General features: G+C 71.4%; 14 protein-coding genes. 13 read left to right on the plus strand and 1 reads right to left on the minus strand.

What is annotated here, in order from left to right; genetic code table 11:
• Positions 1-8 precede the first annotated feature (8 nt).
• The 11 genes from KAG51_RS11515 to KAG51_RS11565 all read left to right on the plus strand — a co-directional run bounded on the left by KAG51_RS11515 (position 9) and on the right by KAG51_RS11565 (position 12,556).
• Positions 9-1,175 carry an amidohydrolase gene (locus tag KAG51_RS11515; protein WP_290583788.1) on the plus strand — a complete coding sequence of 389 codons (1,167 nt, stop codon included), beginning with the start codon at positions 9-11 and terminating at the stop codon, positions 1,173-1,175.
• A gap of 392 nt (positions 1,176-1,567) precedes the next feature.
• Positions 1,568-2,647, plus strand: a complete 1,080-nt coding sequence (locus tag KAG51_RS11520; protein ID WP_290583790.1) for a BMP family ABC transporter substrate-binding protein — start codon at positions 1,568-1,570, stop codon at positions 2,645-2,647.
• Between the two features lie 197 nt (positions 2,648-2,844).
• Positions 2,845-4,356: an ABC transporter ATP-binding protein gene (locus tag KAG51_RS11525; protein ID WP_290583792.1), complete on the plus strand. Its 1,512-nt coding sequence runs from the start codon at positions 2,845-2,847 to the stop codon at positions 4,354-4,356.
• An 82-nt stretch (positions 4,357-4,438) separates the two neighbouring features.
• Positions 4,439-5,584 carry an ABC transporter permease gene (locus KAG51_RS11530; protein ID WP_290583794.1) on the plus strand — a complete coding sequence of 382 codons (1,146 nt, stop codon included), beginning with the start codon at positions 4,439-4,441 and terminating at the stop codon, positions 5,582-5,584.
• The gene (locus KAG51_RS11535; RefSeq protein ID WP_290583796.1) at positions 5,581-6,834 is read left to right on the plus strand and encodes an ABC transporter permease; all 1,254 of its coding nucleotides are present in this window, start codon (positions 5,581-5,583) and stop codon (positions 6,832-6,834) included. Before KAG51_RS11530 ends, KAG51_RS11535 begins: the two co-directional genes overlap by 4 nt.
• Positions 6,835-6,863: 29 nt before the next feature.
• A complete protein-coding gene (locus tag KAG51_RS11540; RefSeq protein WP_290583812.1) occupies positions 6,864-7,316 on the plus strand; it encodes a cytidine deaminase in 453 nt (150 codons plus the stop codon).
• Positions 7,313-8,512: a cytochrome P450 gene (locus tag KAG51_RS11545; RefSeq protein WP_290583798.1), complete on the plus strand. Its 1,200-nt coding sequence runs from the start codon at positions 7,313-7,315 to the stop codon at positions 8,510-8,512. Before KAG51_RS11540 ends, KAG51_RS11545 begins: the two co-directional genes overlap by 4 nt.
• Before the next feature lie 2 nt (positions 8,513-8,514).
• The gene (locus tag KAG51_RS11550) at positions 8,515-9,576 is read left to right on the plus strand and encodes a type II CAAX endopeptidase family protein (protein WP_290583800.1); all 1,062 of its coding nucleotides are present in this window, start codon (positions 8,515-8,517) and stop codon (positions 9,574-9,576) included.
• Positions 9,569-10,855: a thymidine phosphorylase gene (locus tag KAG51_RS11555; RefSeq protein ID WP_290583802.1), complete on the plus strand. Its 1,287-nt coding sequence runs from the start codon at positions 9,569-9,571 to the stop codon at positions 10,853-10,855. Before KAG51_RS11550 ends, KAG51_RS11555 begins: the two co-directional genes overlap by 8 nt.
• Positions 10,856-10,949: 94 nt before the next feature.
• On the plus strand, positions 10,950-11,414 hold the full coding sequence (locus KAG51_RS11560; RefSeq protein ID WP_290583804.1) for a MaoC family dehydratase: 465 nt from the start codon (positions 10,950-10,952) through the stop codon (positions 11,412-11,414).
• 38 nt (positions 11,415-11,452) lie between these two features.
• Complete coding sequence (locus KAG51_RS11565) at positions 11,453-12,556, plus strand: adenosine deaminase (protein ID WP_290583814.1); 1,104 nt, start codon at positions 11,453-11,455, stop codon at positions 12,554-12,556.
• A 197-nt stretch (positions 12,557-12,753) separates the two neighbouring features.
• Here KAG51_RS11565 and KAG51_RS11570 read toward each other — a convergent pair whose 3' ends face one another.
• Positions 12,754-13,317, minus strand: coding sequence for an ATP-binding protein (locus KAG51_RS11570; protein ID WP_290583806.1), 564 nt, complete (start codon positions 13,315-13,317; stop codon positions 12,754-12,756).
• A gap of 62 nt (positions 13,318-13,379) precedes the next feature.
• Between KAG51_RS11570 and deoC the strand changes: the two genes are divergently transcribed.
• Entirely contained in the window at positions 13,380-14,111 is a 732-nt protein-coding gene (deoC, locus tag KAG51_RS11575; protein WP_290583808.1) for a deoxyribose-phosphate aldolase, read from the plus strand.
• A gap of 210 nt (positions 14,112-14,321) precedes the next feature.
• On the plus strand, positions 14,322-17,006 hold a 2,685-nt coding region (locus KAG51_RS11580), incomplete at its 3' end, for an ExeM/NucH family extracellular endonuclease (protein WP_290583810.1).

Here is a 17,006-nt window from a genome sequence, read left to right on the forward strand (position 1 = left end):
CTGAGGCGATGGCCCCACTCGACGTCGTGACCCGCGTGGTCGACGAGATCACCCCCGATCTCATCGACCTGCGCCGCGACGTCCACGCCCACCCGGAGCTGTCGTGGCAGGAGGAGCGCACGACCGACCTCGTCGCGCGCTGGATGGACAAGCACGGCATCTCCTACGACCTGCTGCCCGGCACCGGACTCGTCGCGGAGGTCGGCCGCGAGGAGGGCCCGATCGTGGCCCTGCGCGGCGACCTCGACGCGCTGCCCGTGCCCGACACGACCCAGGACACCTGGCGTTCGCTGGTGCCCAACGTGGCGCACGCGTGCGGCCACGACGTGCACGTCGCGGCCCTCGTGGGCGCAGCGATCTCGCTGGCCGAGGCCCACCGCGTCGCACCGCTGCCGGTCCGCGTGCGGCTGATCTTCCAGCCGGCCGAGGAGGTCATGCCCGGGGGCGCCCTGCGGCTGCTGTCGCTGGGCGTGCTCAAGGGCGTCTCGCGCATCTTCGCGCTGCACTGCGATCCGTCTCTCGACGTCGGGCAGATCGGGCTGCGCGAGGGTCCCATCACGGGTGCGTCGGACCGCATCCAGGTGACGCTCAACGGCCGTGGTGGCCACACGTCTCGCCCTCACCTGACCGAGGACCTCACCTACGCCCTCGGCAGTCTCGTGACGCAGCTGCCCGCAGTGCTGTCGCGACGCTTCGACCCCCGCGCCGGTGTCTCGATGGTGTGGGGACAGATCTCGGCGGGCCAGGCGGTCAACGTCATCCCGGCCACGGGTGAGCTCGCCGGCACCCTGCGGATGCTCGACGCCAACGCCTGGCACCAGGCCGAGCACCTGGTCCGCGGACTGATCGCCGACATCATCGCGCCGTTCGGGGTCAGCGCGGAGGTGCTCTACGTGCGCGGCGTCCCGCCCGTCGTCAACGACTTCGCGGCGACGCAGGCGATGCGGCAGGGCGTGACCGCCGCCATCGGTCCGAGCGGCGTCGCCACGACGTCGCAGAGCCTCGGCGGCGAGGACTTCGCGTGGTACGTGGAGGCCGTGCCCGGCGCGATGGGCCGCCTCGGCACCCGCACCCCCGACGGGCCGACGTACGACCTGCACCAGGGCAACCTGCGGGTCGACGAGCGGGCCATCGCGATCGGTGCGCGGGTCCTGGCAGCCTCAGCACTGTCCTAGCACCGGTGGTGCCGGCTCAGCAGACCGCGGGGGACAAGCGGCCACGGACGAGCAGCGCGGTGGCCGCCTCGGCGCACCTGCCGACCCAGCGTTGCGAGTTACGGAGTGAACACGGCAGCCGGTGACTTCACACGGCACAGGTGCCTGGGGAAGTCACCGGCTGCCGTGCCAAGTGCCCGTCGGAGGTCGGTTGCCGAGCACGGTGCCCCCGCGTCCTCTGGTCCATGCCGCTTGTCGATCAGCACGGGTGCCCGCACCCGATGACGGCGTGGTTGCTGCGCCCCGGTGACAAAACGGTTACGGCTTCCGGCAAAGGTTCCGGGTGCGCCCCCGCCCACCTAGAGTCTGGCGCAGGCCGACAGAAGGTCGAGCCGAACATCTGAGGAGGAACAGTGCGCCGACTCTCGACGTACGGCGTCGCCCTGGCGACGTGCGGTCTCATCCTGACCGCGTGCGGCACCGCAGCCGACGACAACGACAGCGACAACGACGCCGCGGCGGCGGAGTGCGAGACCGTCCAGCTCGAGGGCGATCCCCAGGTCGGTCTGGCCTACGACGTCGGCGGACGCGGCGACCAGTCCTTCAACGACTCGGCCTACGCCGGTCTGACCCAGGCCGTCAGCGAGTTCGGCATCGCCGAGGTCACCGAGGGCGAGGCCGGGCAGGACGAGTCCGAGGACATCCGCGAGGAGCGTCTGCGCACCTTCGCCGACAGCGGTCACAACGTCATCGTGGGAGTCGGCTTCGCCTACAGCGAGGCCGTCGACACGGTCGCGCCCGACTACCCGAACGTCGCCTTCGCCGTCATCGATGGCTTCGACCCGACCGAGGACGACGTCAACTGCAACGTCGCCTACCTGGGCTTCGCCGAGAACGAGGGATCCTTCCTGGTCGGCGCCGCGGCTGCCCTGCAGTCGCAGACCGGCACGATCGGCTTCGTCGGCGGTGTCAACAACACCCTGATCCAGAAGTTCGAGGCGGGCTACGCCGCGGGCGCCGAGGCGGTCAACCCCGACATCAACATCCTCACGACCTACATCGAGGAGTCCGATCCCGCGGGCTTCGGTGACCCGGCCGGTGGCCAGGCCGCTGCCGAGGGCCAGTACGCCGACGGCGCCGACATCGTGTTCCACGCCGCCGGCTTCTCGGGCACGGGCGTGTTCGACGCGGCCGTCGCCGCCGACAAGCTCGCGATCGGTGTCGACTCCGACCAGTTCCTGACCGCCGGTCCGGAGCAGGCGCAGCACATCATCACCTCGATGCTCAAGCGGGTCGACACGGCCACGTACGAGTTCATCGCGTCGGCCGTCAACGGCGAGCCGGACCAGGGCTTCACGACCTTCACCCTGGCCGACGACGGCGTCGGCTACTCGACCTCGGGCAACTTCCTGACCCCCGAGACGATCGCGGCCCTCGAGGACTACAAGGCGCAGATCATCGCCGGTGACATCGAGGTCCCGACCCAGCCGTAGCGCCGGGTCACCGACCGATCACGAGCGGGCCCGGGAGCCACCTCCCGGGCCCGCTCGTGCTGTGCTCGATCTTGCCGCCCACGGCGCTGTGCCCGATCTTGCCGCCCACGGCCCGGCACCCCCGCCGACCCCGCCCAGCCCCGCCAATCCACCGGGACACCCTGGCGGCCTTCACGACCCTGCGAGAGGATGACCGCGTGACGACCATCGACGTCGAGGCCCGCGGGATCGGCAAACGATTCCCGGGCGTCGTGGCCAACCACGACGTCTCCCTGCACATCCGACCCGAACGCGTGCACGCCCTGATCGGCGAGAACGGTGCGGGCAAGTCCACGCTCATGAAGATCCTGTACGGCGTGCAGGGCGCCGACGACGGCGAGATCGTCGTCGACGGCCGACCCGTCACGTTCTCCTCGCCGACCGACGCGATCGCCGCCGGCATCGGCATGGTCTTCCAGCACTTCATGTTGGCCGACAACCTCACGATCGCCGAGAACATCGTCCTCGGCGCCGAGAAGCGCCACGGCATCGGCGAGGCCGCCAAGCGCGAGATCCGGACGATCTCCGAGCGATTCGGCTTCGGCCTCGATCCCGACGCGCTCGTCGAGAAGCTCGGCGTCGCCGACCGCCAGCGCGTCGAGATCCTCAAGGTCCTCTACCGCGGCGCCCGGCTGATCATCCTCGACGAGCCCACGGCCGTGCTGGTGCCGCAGGAGGTCGACGCGCTGTTCGCGAATCTGCGCGAGCTCGTCGGCCAGGGCTGCTCGGTCCTGTTCATCTCGCACAAGCTCGACGAGGTGCTGAGCATCGCCGACGACATCACCGTGATGCGCCGCGGCACCACGGTCGGCACGGCCGACCCGGCCCGCGCCACCAAGGCCGAGCTCGCCGAGCTCATGGTCGGCTCCGAGCTGCCGTCGCCCGCGACCGCGGAGTCCACCGTGACCGAGCGTCCTGTGCTCCGCCTCGAGACCGTCACGGTGGCCGACGAGACCGGCCGGGAGGTGCTGCACGACATCTCGCTCACGGTGCACGCCGGCGAGGTCGTCGGCATCGCCGGGGTCGAGGGCAACGGCCAGTCCGAGCTGGTCGAGGTCGTGATGGGCATGATGCGGGCCCGCTCCGGGTCGATCCACCTCGGCGACGACGACATCACGCGGCTCAACACGCGGGCCGTGCGCGATCTCGGCGTCGGTTTCGTGCCGGAGGACCGTCACCGCCACGGCCTGGTGCTCGACTACCCGCTCTGGGAGAACCGCGTCCTGGGGCACCAGACGTCCGCCCCTGCGGTCCGGCGCGGGCTCGTGAGCCGCAAGGGTGCGCGGGCCGACGCCCAGCGCATCATCGAGCAGTTCGACGTCCGCACCCCGGGGGTCGACACGTCCGCCCGGGCGCTGTCCGGCGGCAACCAGCAGAAGTTCATCGTGGGCCGCGAGATGAGTGGGGAGCCGCGACTGCTGGTCGCCTCGCACCCCACCCGCGGTGTCGACGTCGGCGCCCAGGCCGCGATCTGGGACCACATCCGTGAGGCACGACGAGAGGGGCTCGGCGTGCTGCTGGTCTCGGCCGACCTGGACGAGCTGATCGGCCTGTCCGACCGGCTCGAGGTCATCCTGAGGGGTCGCCTGACGGCCCGCTTCGACCCCTCCACAGTCACCGCGAGCGATCTCGGTGAAGCCATGACGGGCGGCGGGGTGGTGGCGTCATGAGCGAGCGTGAGCGAGCGAATCATGGGGATCGAGTCATGACGCCAGCGCCTATCGTGGCGTTCTTCTGCGAGGTGGTGGCGTCATGAGCGAGCGCGAGAAGGCGCCCGCCGGAGGGTCGGCGACGCCTGCGGCACGGCGGATCGCCGGCTCGGTCGTCAGCGGCCTGCTGCCGCCCCTCGTGGCGGTGGTCGCCGCGATGCTCGCCACGAGCGTCCTGATCGCCGCCTTCGGCGGCTCGCCGGGCGACTTCCTGCAGGTCATCTTCTCGGTGCCGAACGATCGCGTCCTGCTCACGATCATCAACCAGTCGGCGATGCTCTCGATCTCCGGCATCGCGGCGGCGATCGGGTTCCGGATGGGCCTGTTCAACATCGGCGTCGAGGGCCAGTACATCGTGGGCTCCTGCGCGGGGGCGTTCTTCGCCGGCAGCGGTCTGGTCGCCGGCCCGCTCAACATCCTGGCGACCCTCGTGGTCGCGGCGCTCGCCGGTGCCGCCTACGCCTCGATCGCGGGTCTGCTCAAGGTGTTCCGCGGCGTCAGCGAGGTCATCAGCGCGATCATGCTCAACTACATCGCGCTGACGATGGCGGGCTACCTCGTCACGAAGTACGGCCAGGCCAGTGGCTACACCTTCACGACCGAGCGGCTTCCCCTCGACGCGCAGCCGCTCGGCTTCAAGATCTTCGCCGACGCCCCGGGTGACGTGTGGGCGCTGTCGAGCCTCGCCCTGATCCTGGGCATCGGGTACTGGTTCCTCATCGCGCGCACCCGGTTCGGCTTCGAGCTGCGCGTCACGGGTGCCTCGTCCACCGCGGCCCTCGCGAGCGGGGTCAACGTCAAGCGGATGACGCTCATCACCATGGCGCTGTCGGGGGCCGTCGCGGGCCTGGTGTGGATGCCGGCCTACTTCGGCTCGGTCCACACCTTCGGCGTGCCGGAGAACTTCCAGGCCGGCCTCGGCTTCCTCGGCCTCGCGGTCGCGCTGCTGGGTCGCAACCGGACCCTCGGCATCTTCTTCGCCGCCGCCCTGTTCGCCTTCCTGTCCGGGCAGTCGAACAACCTGCAGTCGGCGGGCATCGCGAAGGACGTCATCGACATCACCCAGGGCACCACGGTGCTCGCGGTCGTCGTGGCGTACGAGGTCGTCGGCCGCCGCCGGGCCAGGAGCGAGGCCGAGCGGGTCTCCCGACAGCTCGAGGCCGAGCGGGCGGAGGTGGTGGCGTCATGACGACGCAGCACCAGGGCTTCAGCGCCGAGGTCGCCCGCGCCCGCACCATCCGCTACACGTGGTGGCTCGCCGCCCTCGCGGTCATCGTCGTGATCTCGACGGTCCGGCTCTACACCGGGGCCGACCGGATCACGGCTCCCGGCACGCTTCGCGCGGCGATCATCGGCGCGTGCCCCATCCTGCTCGCGGGCCTCGGCGGCCTGTGGGCCGAACGGGCCGGCATCGTCAACATCGGACTCGAGGGTCAGATGCTGCTCGGCACCTGGGGCGCCGCGTTCTTCGCGTACCACTACGGCCCGCTCGCGGGCGTGCTGGGCGCGGCGCTCATGGGCCTGCTCGGTGGCCTGCTGCACGCGATCGCCACCGTCTCGTTCGGCGTCGACCACATCATCTCGGGCGTCGCGATCAACATCGTGGGCCTCGGCGCGATCGGCTTCCTTGCGAAGACGACGTTCGACGACCTCGAGGGTGGCGGGCCGCGCAACCTCTCGGGCTACTCGACGCCCCCGGAGTTCACGGTGCCGCTCGTCGCCGACGGCGCGCGATCCCTGGCCGACCGGAACTGGTTCATCATCTCCGACGTCGCCGGCGCCATCGCGGGCGTCACGACCCGGCTCTCGCTGCTCACCGTGTTGACGTTCGTGCTCGTGGGGGTGACCGCGTGGGTGCTGTGGCGCACCTCGTTCGGTCTGCGCCTGCGATCGTGCGGCGAGAACCCCCAGGCGGCCGAGACCCTCGGCATCGACGTGTACCGCTACAAGTACGTGGCCGTCCTCATCTCGGGTGCCTTCGCGGGTCTCGGCGGTGCCTACCTGGCGATGGTCGCCTCGTCGTCGTTCACGGTCGGCCAGACCGGTGGCCGCGGCTACATCGGCCTGGCCGCCATGATCTTCGGCAACTGGCGTCCGAGTGGCGTGCTGACCGGGTCGCTGATGTTCGGCTACACCGACGGCATCTCGCTGCTCTCCAACAGTGGTGTGCTCGTGCACGCGCTGTTGCTGCTCGTGGCGATCGGGCTGGCCGTCTTCGCGGTGCTCAAGCTGCGGGCCGCCGAGAAGATCACGGCGGCGGTCATGGCGGGGCTCTCGATCGGCGCGTTCGTCTGGTACTTCAGCTCCGACTCGGTCAACACGTCCTTCACGGGCATGACGCCGTACGTCGTGACGCTGTTCGTGCTCGCGGTGTTCTCGCAACGGCTCCGCATGCCCGCGGCCGACGGTCAGCAGTACCGACGAGGCGGGGCGGGCTGATGGCCGGGAGCCCGGGCCAGGGGGCCGCGATGTCGCTGGGCATCAAGGGGGCCGACGACCCGATCGACTGGGCGTCCTTGACCCGCTACGCGACCGAGGTCATGGGCCGTGCCTACGCGCCGTACTCGCACTACAAGGTCGGGGTCGCCGGGCTCGTCGACGACGGGCGGGTCGTGCTCGGCTGCAACGTCGAGAACGCGGCGTACGGCGTCGCGCTGTGCGCCGAGTGCGGCATGGTCTCGGCGCTGCACGCGACGGGCGGCGGCCGGCTGATCGCGGTCGCCTGCGTCGACTCCGAGGGCCGTCCGCTCATGCCGTGCGGGCGGTGCCGTCAGCTCCTGTGGGAGAACGGCGGACCGACGATGCAGCTGCAGACCCCGTCGGGCATCAGGACGATGGACCAGGTCCTCCCGGACGCCTTCGACGCCGGCGACCTCGCGACCGCGGACCACCCCGCCCACGGCGAAGACGGTCCGGCGTGACCGCGAGCCAGCTCGACCTGGCCGATCCTGCGTTCGTCGCCGATCCGTACCCGGCACTTGCCGAGCTGAGGGCTGCGGGCGACCTGCTGTGGCACGAGCCCTCGGGGCGGTGGCTCGCCACGACCCACGCCGCCGTGACCCAGGTGCTGCGGGACCGGTCCTTCGGTCGGCTGTGGACCGATCACGAGCCGGCCGACGTCATGGAGCCTTTCAACACGCTGCACCGCAACCAGCTCATGGAGAACGAGCCCCCCGAGCACACCCGCATGCGCCGGTTGCTGGCCGGTGCGTTCGGCCGCGGCCACGTCGAGCGGCTGCGTCCGGGCATCGAGTCGCTTGCGGCCGAGATGGTCGCGAGGCTCGTGCCGGGCAGCGACCTGCTGGCCGACTTCGCCGAACCGTTCCCCGTCTTCGTGATCGCCGACCTGCTGGGCTTTCCCCGCGCCGACCACGCGCTGCTGCGCGACTGGTCGCAGGCGATCGTGCACATGTACGAGTCGGACGTCGACGAGCCGACTCGAGCGGCGGCCGTTCGGGCCAGCACCGACTTCGCGGCGTACGTCCGCGAGATCGTCGAGCACCGCCGCACCAGCCCCGGCGACGACCTCGTGACCGATCTCATCGCCGCCCGTGACGGTGCCGGCCCGGACGGGGGGCAGAAGCTCTCCGACGACGAGCTCGTCGCGACCGTCGTGCTGCTGCTCAACGCCGGGCACGAGGCGTCGGTCAACACCTTCGGCAACGGGCTGGTCGCGCTCCTGGCACACCCCGAGCAGGAGGCCCGCGTGCGCTCGGGCGAGGTCGACGTGGCGACGGCGCTGGAGGAGCTCATCCGCTTCGACGCCCCGCTGCAGCTGTTCGAGCGCACCGCCACGGCCGACGCCGTGGTCGACGGGCAGGTCGTGCGAACGGGGGAGGTCGTGGCGTGCCTGATGGGCTCGGCCAACCGCGACCCGGTCGCGTTCGAGGACGCCGATGCCTTCGTCGTCTCGCGCGATCCGAACCCGCACGTCGGCTTCGGCATGGGGCTGCACTTCTGTCTCGGTGCGCCGCTCGCGCGCCTCGAGCTGCAGATCAGCCTGCGGACCCTGCTGGCGCGCTTCGGCACGATCGAGCTGCGCGAGTCGCCGCGGCGGCCCACCTGGGTCCTGCGCGGCTACGAGAGCCTGGTGTGCGAGCTGAGCGAAGCGCCCTGAACGTGGCCACCCCGTACCACCGGCTCGCGCGTGAGCACCCCGATCACGCGTGGTGGAAGCTGCCCGTCGCCGGTCTGATCGGGACGCTGGGCTACCTGACCGTCGCGGCGGCGCTCGGTGCGCTGCTCGTGGTCGTGGTGCTCGTCCTGAGGCCCACGGATCCGGAGGCGTTCGACCGCTGGGTCGACGACCTCGTCGCGGGTCAGATCGACTCCCCGTGGGTGCTGGCGGTGCTGCTGGCCTCGATCGCGCTGATGCTGCCGGCGGTGCTGCTGAGCGTGCTGGCGACCGGGCCCCGCCCCGTGGGCTACCTGTCGTCGGTGGAGGGCCGGGTGCGCTGGGGCTGGCTCCTGCGGGTCACGGCCGTGGCCTTCGCGCTCTACGGAGTGGTCATCGTCGGCGGACTGGCCCTGGGGCTCGGCGGGGACGTGGCGGCTCCGAGCCTCGCGGACGACGCGGTGCTCTACGGCGTCATCGCGCTCGCGCTGGTGCCGGTGCAGGCCACCGCCGAGGAGTACGTCTTCCGCGGCTACCTGTTCCAGCTCGTCGGCTCGTGGACCCGGTTCGCGATCGTGCCGGTCCTGGTGAGCACCCCCCTCTTCGTGGCCGGTCACGGCTACGACCTGTGGGGTCTGGTCGACGTCACGATCTTCGCGCTCATGGCGTCCTGGCTCGTGATCCGCACCGGTGGCCTGGAAGCGGCTATCGCCGCCCACGTCGCCAACAACCTCGTGCTGTTCCTGCTGGAGGGCTTCCACGTCGTCCAGGTCACGAGCCAGGAGTACGGGCCGCTCGACGTCCTGCCGACCCTCGGGACGTCGGTCGTGTTCGTCTTGATCGTCGAGCGCCTGGCACGGTCGCAAGACCTGCAGCGCACCCGGCCGCCCCTGCCGCCCAAGCCGCCACCGCGGCCGATGTGGGTCCCGCATCCGTACCCGTACCCGTACGGCTACCCGACCCATCCGGCCTACCCGTACCCGCCACAGCCACCACGGCCACCGGTCGGCCCGGTTCCGCCGCCCCCACCACCACCCCCTGCTCAGCAAGGAGTCCCCCATGACTGAACCCTTCGACGCCGTCGACGTCATCGCGGCCAAGCGCGATCGCCAGCGGCTCGGCGACGAGCAGATCGACTGGGTCGTCGACGCCTTCACCCGCGGTGTCGTGGCCCCTGAGCAGATGTCGGCCCTCGCGATGGCGATCCTGCTGAACGGCATGGACCGCGACGAGATCAGCCGCTGGACCGCGGCCATGATCGCCTCGGGGGAGCGCATGGACTTCTCCGCGCTCAGCCGGCCCACGTCCGACAAGCACTCCACGGGCGGGGTCGGCGACAAGATCACGCTGCCCCTGGCGCCCCTCGTCGCCGCGTGCGGGGTGGCGGTGCCGCAGCTCTCGGGCCGCGGGCTCGGCCACACCGGCGGCACGCTCGACAAGCTCGAGGCGATCCCGGGGTGGCGCGCCGACCTCTCGAACGCCGAGATCCTGGCCCAGCTCGAGGACGTCGGTGCCGTGATCTGCGCCGCCGGAGCGGGCCTGGCTCCGGCCGACAAGAAGCTCTACGCACTGCGCGACGTGACGGGCACGGTCGAGGCCATCCCGCTCATCGCGAGCTCGATCATGAGCAAGAAGATCGCCGAGGGCACGGGCTCGCTCGTGCTGGACGTGAAGGCGGGATCGGGTGCCTTCATGAAGGAGCTGTCCCACGCCACCGAGCTCGCCGAGACGATGGTCGCGCTCGGCACGGACGCGGGTGTCCGCACGGTCGCGCTGCTGACCGACATGTCGACGCCGCTGGGCCTGACGGCCGGCAACGCGGTCGAGGTCGCCGAGTCGGTCGAGGTGCTCGCTGGCGGCGGACCGCAGGACGTCGTCGACCTGACCGTCGCGCTGGCCCGTGAGATGGTCGCCGCGGCTGGTCGCTCCGACGTCGACCCGGCAGAGGCGCTGGCCGACGGTCGGGCGATGGACGTCTGGCGCCGGATGATCGCGGCCCAGGGGGGCGACCCGGACGCGACGCTGCCCACGCCGAAGGAGACGCACGTGATCACGGCGCCGGCGGGCGGCGTCCTCGGCCGACTGGACGCGCTGGCCGTTGGCGTCGCGGCCTGGCGCCTGGGGGCCGGCCGTTCGCGCCCGGGGGAGCAGGTGCAGGCCGCCGCCGGCGTCGTGCTGCACGCCAAACCGGGCGACACGGTCCGTGCGGGTCAGCCGCTGATCGAGCTCCACACCGACACGCCCGAGCGCTTCGCCCGGGCGGCGGCCGCGCTGGAGGACGCGTTCGCGATCGGCTCGGACGCTCCCGAGCTGCCGGCCTCGGTCGTGCTCGGCCGGGTCGACTGAGATCGGGACCGACCAATGTCGCGGGTGTGACCTGCGTCGCAGTTCCCCTCCGTTAGGGTCGAGGGGCCATGCAGCACCACCCGGGAAGTGACGGATGAAGGTCTTCAACGACGCGGCCGAGATCGCCGCGGCGGCAGGAACGACGCTGGGCTCCAGCGAGTGGCTCACGATCACGCAGGACCGGATCGACCTGTTCGCCGACGCCACGGGCGACCGCCAGTGGATCCACGTCGACGCCGAGCGCGCCGAGGACGGACCCTTCGGCACCACGATCGCGCACGGCTACCTCACGTTGTCGCTGCTGCCGTTCCTGGGCGCCCAGGTCTTCGCGTTCGCCGGCAATCTCGCCCGGGTCAACTACGGGCTGAACAAGGTGAGGTTCGTGACCCCGGTCCGGGTCGGCTCCAAGGTGCGCAACACGGTCGAGCTGGTCTCGGTCGAGGACGTCGAGAAGGGCCAGCGCGCGACGCTGCGCCACACGGTCGAGATCCGCGGCGAGGAGCGTCCGGCGTGCGTCGCCGAGACCGTCTCGCTCTTCATGGAAGGTGGGACACCGTGACCACAGGCCACGAGGCACGCACGCGTGCCGAGCTGGGCGTGACACGTCGAGGCGGGGGCGTCCCGGCCACGCCGGAGCAGATCGCCGCAGCGCCCAAGGTGGCGCTGCACGAGCACCTCGACGGCGGGGTCCGGCCCGCCACGGTGGCCGCGATCGCCGAGGAGATCGGGCACGCGCTGCCGGCCGACACGGTCGACGGCCTCGCCACCTGGTTCGCGGAGGCGTCCTCGTCGGGCTCGCTGCCGCGGTATCTCGAGACGTTCGCGCACACCGTTGCGGTCATGCAGCGGCCGCAGGACCTGGCGCGGGTGGCCCACGAGTCGGTGCTCGACCTCGCGCGCGACGGCGTGGTGTACGCCGAGCTGCGCTGGGCTCCCGAGCAGCACCTCGAGCAGGGTCTCGACCTGGCCGGTGCGGTCGAGGCCGTGCAGGCCGGGATCGAGTCGGGGCGGGCCGAGGCCTCGGACGAGGGCCGCGAGATCGTCGTCGGCCAGCTGCTGACCGCGATGCGCCACGCCGATCGCGGCCTGGAGATCGCCGAGCTCGCGGTCGAGTACCGCGACCGGGGCGTCGCCGGCTTCGACATCGCCGGGGCCGAGGACGGCTTCCCGCCGATCCTGCACCTCGAGGCGTTCGAGTACCTGCGCCGCGAGAACGCGCACTTCACGATCCACGCGGGCGAGGCGTTCGGGCTACCGTCGATCTGGCAGGCCGTGCAGCGCTGCGGCGCCGATCGGCTGGGTCACGGCGTGCGCATCGTCGACGACATCGACTTCGACGCCCCCGGTGGGCCGCGGCTCGGTCCGCTCGCCGCCTACGTGCGCGATCGCCGGATCCCGCTCGAGATGTGCCCCTCGTCGAACCTGCAGACCGCCGCAGTCCCGGGGATGTCGTCGATCGCCGACCATCCGATCGGACCGCTCGCCGACCTCGGGTTCCGTGTCACGATCAACTGCGACAACCGGCTCATGAGCGGCACGTCGATGAGTCGGGAGTTCCAGCTCCTCGCGGATGCCTTCGGGTACGGTCCCGACGACCTGCGCTGGTTCACGATCAACGCCATGAAGAGCGCGTTCCTGCCGTTCGACCAGCGACTCGCCCTGATCGACGACGTCATCAAGCCGGGGTACGCCGCGCTCTGAGGGATCGGGCGGGATCGCGGAGGCTGAGGGGTTGAGGGTGTCTTGGCACCCTCAACCCCTCAGACTTTCTGCCCCAGCAGCCGCGATCCCTCGGACTCGGTCCGACCGCGGGATCTGGGCAGCCGTGCCCACCGCTGTCGGTTCGTGACGCTCTTGCCTGTCCTCAGCCCCGCGGAACCGTCGGTCAGGCGTCACTTTCAGCCCGACAGCCTGGCGAAGGCGCGACGGGGGCTGACCGGGCGGCACCCGGCTTCGACGGCGTGCGTGATGACGGCAGGGTCGTCGCGGAGCAGGCGCCAGCCCCGGCGCACGAGCACGAGCGGAGGCTTGCGCCCCTCGCGCAGGTCGCGACGCAGCCGCAGCACGAACGTCAGGAGTCGCGGGCGGGCCAGGCAGAGGGCGTCGTCGAGCACCCCGGCCGCGCGGCACGCCGCCACGACGTCCGGGGCGAACAGGCCCTCGGCGATGAACCGCTCGCCGCACGTGACGGTGTGGGTGCCCGTGCGCCGGCTCGTCGCGATGTCGTACACGGGCACCTCGGTCGTGCCGTGCTCGGCGAGCTCGCGAATGGCCGTGACGGCGGCGTCGGCGTCCCAGGAGCCGGGGTGGTCCCAGTCGGCGATGCCGAGGTCCGAGCGGGGAAGGTCGGGATCGTCGCCGTCGCGGTAGAAGTCGTCCAGGCGCAGCACGGTCCACCCGAGTCGCTGACCCAGGTGCGACTTGCCAGAGCCTGACGGTCCAGCCACGATCACGACGCCCACGACGGACCAGCCTAGTCGTGCGGACCGGCGGCGGATCAGGCGAGCGTCGTAGGCTGGGCGGCATGTCCGAGTCCGTCACGCCCGCCGTCCGCGCCGCCGAGATCGCGGCGCTCATCGACCATGCGATCCTCAAGCCCGAGCTGACCCGCGCCGAGGTCGACGCTGACCTCGACCTGGCGGCGAAGTACGGGATCTTCAGCGTCTGCGTTCGCCCCAGCGACGTTTCTCACGCCGTGCAGCGACTGGCCGGCTCGGGCGTCGCGGTCGGCACCGTGATCGGGTTCCCGCACGGCACGACGTCCACCTCGACCAAGGTCGCCGAGGCCCGCCAGGCCCTCGCCGACGGCGCCGTCGAGCTCGACATGGTCCTCAACATCGGCCGGCTCAGGTCCGAGCTGCTCGACGACGTCGAGGCCGACATCGCCGCGGTGGTCGAGGCGGCAGGCGACCACGTCGTCAAGGTCATCCTGGAGACGGCCTACCTCGACGACGACCAGATCGTGGCGGCGTCCGCGGCCGCCGAGCGCGCGGGCGCGGCGTTCGTCAAGACGTCCACCGGTTTCGCCGGAGGCGGAGCCACCGTTCCGCACGTCACCCTCATGCGGGCCAGCGTCGGCCCCGCGGTCCAGGTCAAGGCCTCCGGCGGCGTCCGTGACCTCGACACCCTGCTCGCGATGCGCGCCCTCGGCGTCACGCGGTTCGGCACCAGCGCGACCGCCACGATCCTCGACGACGCGGCCGCGCGGGAGGCCGGGGGCGCCGGCACGGGCGCGAGCGACGACTCCTCGTACTGATCGACGCGGCACGGCGGACCACCTGGCGGACCGACTGACAGACCGGCGAACCAGGTCGACACCGAATCGTCACCGGGGGTTCGTCCTGAGGTATTGATCCGGGTCGGCTGCCGCGATGGGGTGGGTGAGCACGGTTTCGGGGGAAACACGAAGGTCGACGACCCTCGGAGTCGGTGCGCCATGTCCCGACTCGTCAGAAGGTCGTCCTCCATGCCCCGATCTCCCGGCCGCGCCTCGCGCCGCCTGGTCCCTGCCCTCGCCACCGTCGCCGCGACGCTGACGGCCGGCCTGCTGGCGGCCGTGCCCGCGCAGGCCGCGCCGGACGGCTCCGGTCCGGTCATCGCCGAGCTGTACCTCAGCGGTGGCAGTGCGAACGCTCCCTACACGCACAAGTTCGTCGAGCTGCACAATCCCACCGACGAGCCCGTCGACCTGACGGGCTGGTCGCTGCAGTACCGGCCCGCGACGGGCGGCTCCACCGGAACCTTCTCCGTGACGCCGCTCAGCGGCTCGATCCCGGCCGGTGGCGACTTCCTGGTGCGGGGCAACAGCAATGGCAGCTCCGGTGTGCCGCTGACCGTGGCCGACCTGGAGACCTCGTTCACCCCGAGCGGCACGGCCGGGGTCGTCGCCCTGGTCGACGGCACGACCGCGCTGACGAGCACCGTCAGCGGTGACGTCACGGTCGACCCCGACTGGACCGCTGGTGGCGGCGTCGACCTCGTCGGCTACGGCACCGCCACGACGTTCGAGACGGCGGTCGCCCCGGCGCCGACGAGCAACAGCGTGCCGCGCTCGATCGTTCGCGAGGGCGCCACGGACACCGACGTCAACGGCGCCGACCTCACGGTCTCGGAGACCATCACGCCCTGCGGGACCGCAGGATGTCAGGTCGACGAGCCGGAGCCGCCCCTCGATCCGACGGCCGCGACGATCGCCGAGATCCAGGGCACCACCGACGTCAGCCCGCTCGTCGGGCAGGCCGTCACGACCCAGGGCGTCGTGACGGCGGCCTTCCCCACGGGCGGCCTTGACGGCATCTACCTGCAGACCGCCGGCACCGGGGGTCCGCGCAACCCGGGGGCCGCCGCTTCCGACGGCATCTTCGTGTACTCCCAGACGCTCGCCGCCGACGTGGCCGTGGGCGACACGATCGAGGTCACCGGCACCGTCAGCGAGTACTTCGGCCTGACCCAGATCACGGCCTCGCCCGGCTCGTGGACCGAGCTGGCCGCAGCAGAGCCGGTGCTGCCGACCGTGCTCGACTTCCCGCTGCCCGCCTCGGACCGCGAGGCCCTCGAAGGCATGCTCGTCGAGCTCGACGGCGACTTCACCGTGACGAACAACTACGAGACCCACACGTTCGGGGAGATCGGCCTGGCGGCCGGCACGGAGCCGCTCAACCAGCCCACCGACGTCGTGGCCCCAGGGACCCCCGAGTACACCCAGATGGTCGAGGAGAACGCGGCCCTGGCCGTCACGCTCGACGACGGCTCCTCGGCGAACTTCGCCGGGGGCGCGAAGGACGTCGCCCAGACCTGGTTGACGGCCGACACCGAGATCCGGGTCGGCGCCGCCGTGACGCTCACCGACCCGCTCGTGCTCGACTACCGCTTCGACACCTGGCGCGTCCAGCCCACCTCGGCGCTCACCGCCGACGGCCCCAAGCCGGCCGTGATCGAGGACGGGCTCCGCACCGCCGAGTCGAAGCCCGAGGACGTGGGCGGAGAGGTGCAGCTCGCGAGCTTCAACGTGCTCAACTACTTCTCGACCACGGGTGAGGAGTTCGTGGCCAGCGGTCTCGGCTCGTGCACGTACTACCGCGACCGCACCGGCGCGCCGGTCAACGCCAACCGCTGTGCGCCGAACGGTCCGCGCGGTGCGGCGAACGACGAGAACCTGGAGCGTCAGCAGGTCAAGATCGTCACGGCGATCAACACGTTGGGCGCCGATGTCGTCGGTCTCGCCGAGATCGAGAACTCGGCGGCCTTCGGCCAGGATCGCGACGAGGCACTGGACACCCTGGTGGCCGCGCTCAACGACGCGACCGGTGAGCAGACGTGGGCGGCCGTAGCGAGCCCGGCGGTCGTGCCGACGAACGGGGGCACGGACGTCATCCGGTCGGCATTCATCTACCGCGTCGACGCGGTCGAGGCGGTCGGCGAGTCCACGATCCTCGACGACCCGGCGTTCGTGAACGCCCGTGCCCCGTTGGCCCAGGCGTTCCGGCCGAAGGGCGGCGGAGACGAGAGCACCTTCGTGGTCGTGGCCAACCACTTCAAGTCGAAGGGCTCCGGCTCGGGCGAGGACGCCGACCAGGGCGACGGCCAGGGTGCGTCGAACGCGTCGCGCGTCCGTCAGGCCACGGCGCTCGTGGGCTTCACCGAGAGCCTGGAGGCCTCGACCGGGACCGACCAGATCTTCCTGGTCGGTGACTTCAACTCCTACGTGATGGAGGACCCGCTCCAGGTGCTCGAGGCGGCGGGATTCGTCAACGTCGGTGCCGAGCTCGACGCAGGGGCGACGTACCTGTTCCAGGGCCGGGTCGGCTCGCTCGACCACGTCTTCGCCTCGGCAGCGGCCTTCGACCGGGTCACGGGTGCCGACACGTGGGACATCAACGCCGACGAGCCCGTCGGGCGTGAGTACAGCCGCTACAACAACAACGCGACGCTGCTGTACGACGAGTCGGTGTTCCGCTCGAGCGACCACGACCCGACCCTCGTCGGCTACGACCCCCTCGAGGGTGAGTCCCCGGTCGACCCGGTCGAGTTCACCGACGTCGCGGGCAACACCTTCGCCGAGGACATCGCCTGGTTGGCCGGCGCCGGCATCACGACCGGCTACGCCAACGGCGACGGGACGTTCTCCTTCCGGCCGTCGGCGCCGGTGCTG

Source organism: Aeromicrobium sp. (assembly GCF_023146395.1).
Lineage (GTDB): Bacteria > Actinomycetota > Actinomycetes > Propionibacteriales > Nocardioidaceae > Aeromicrobium.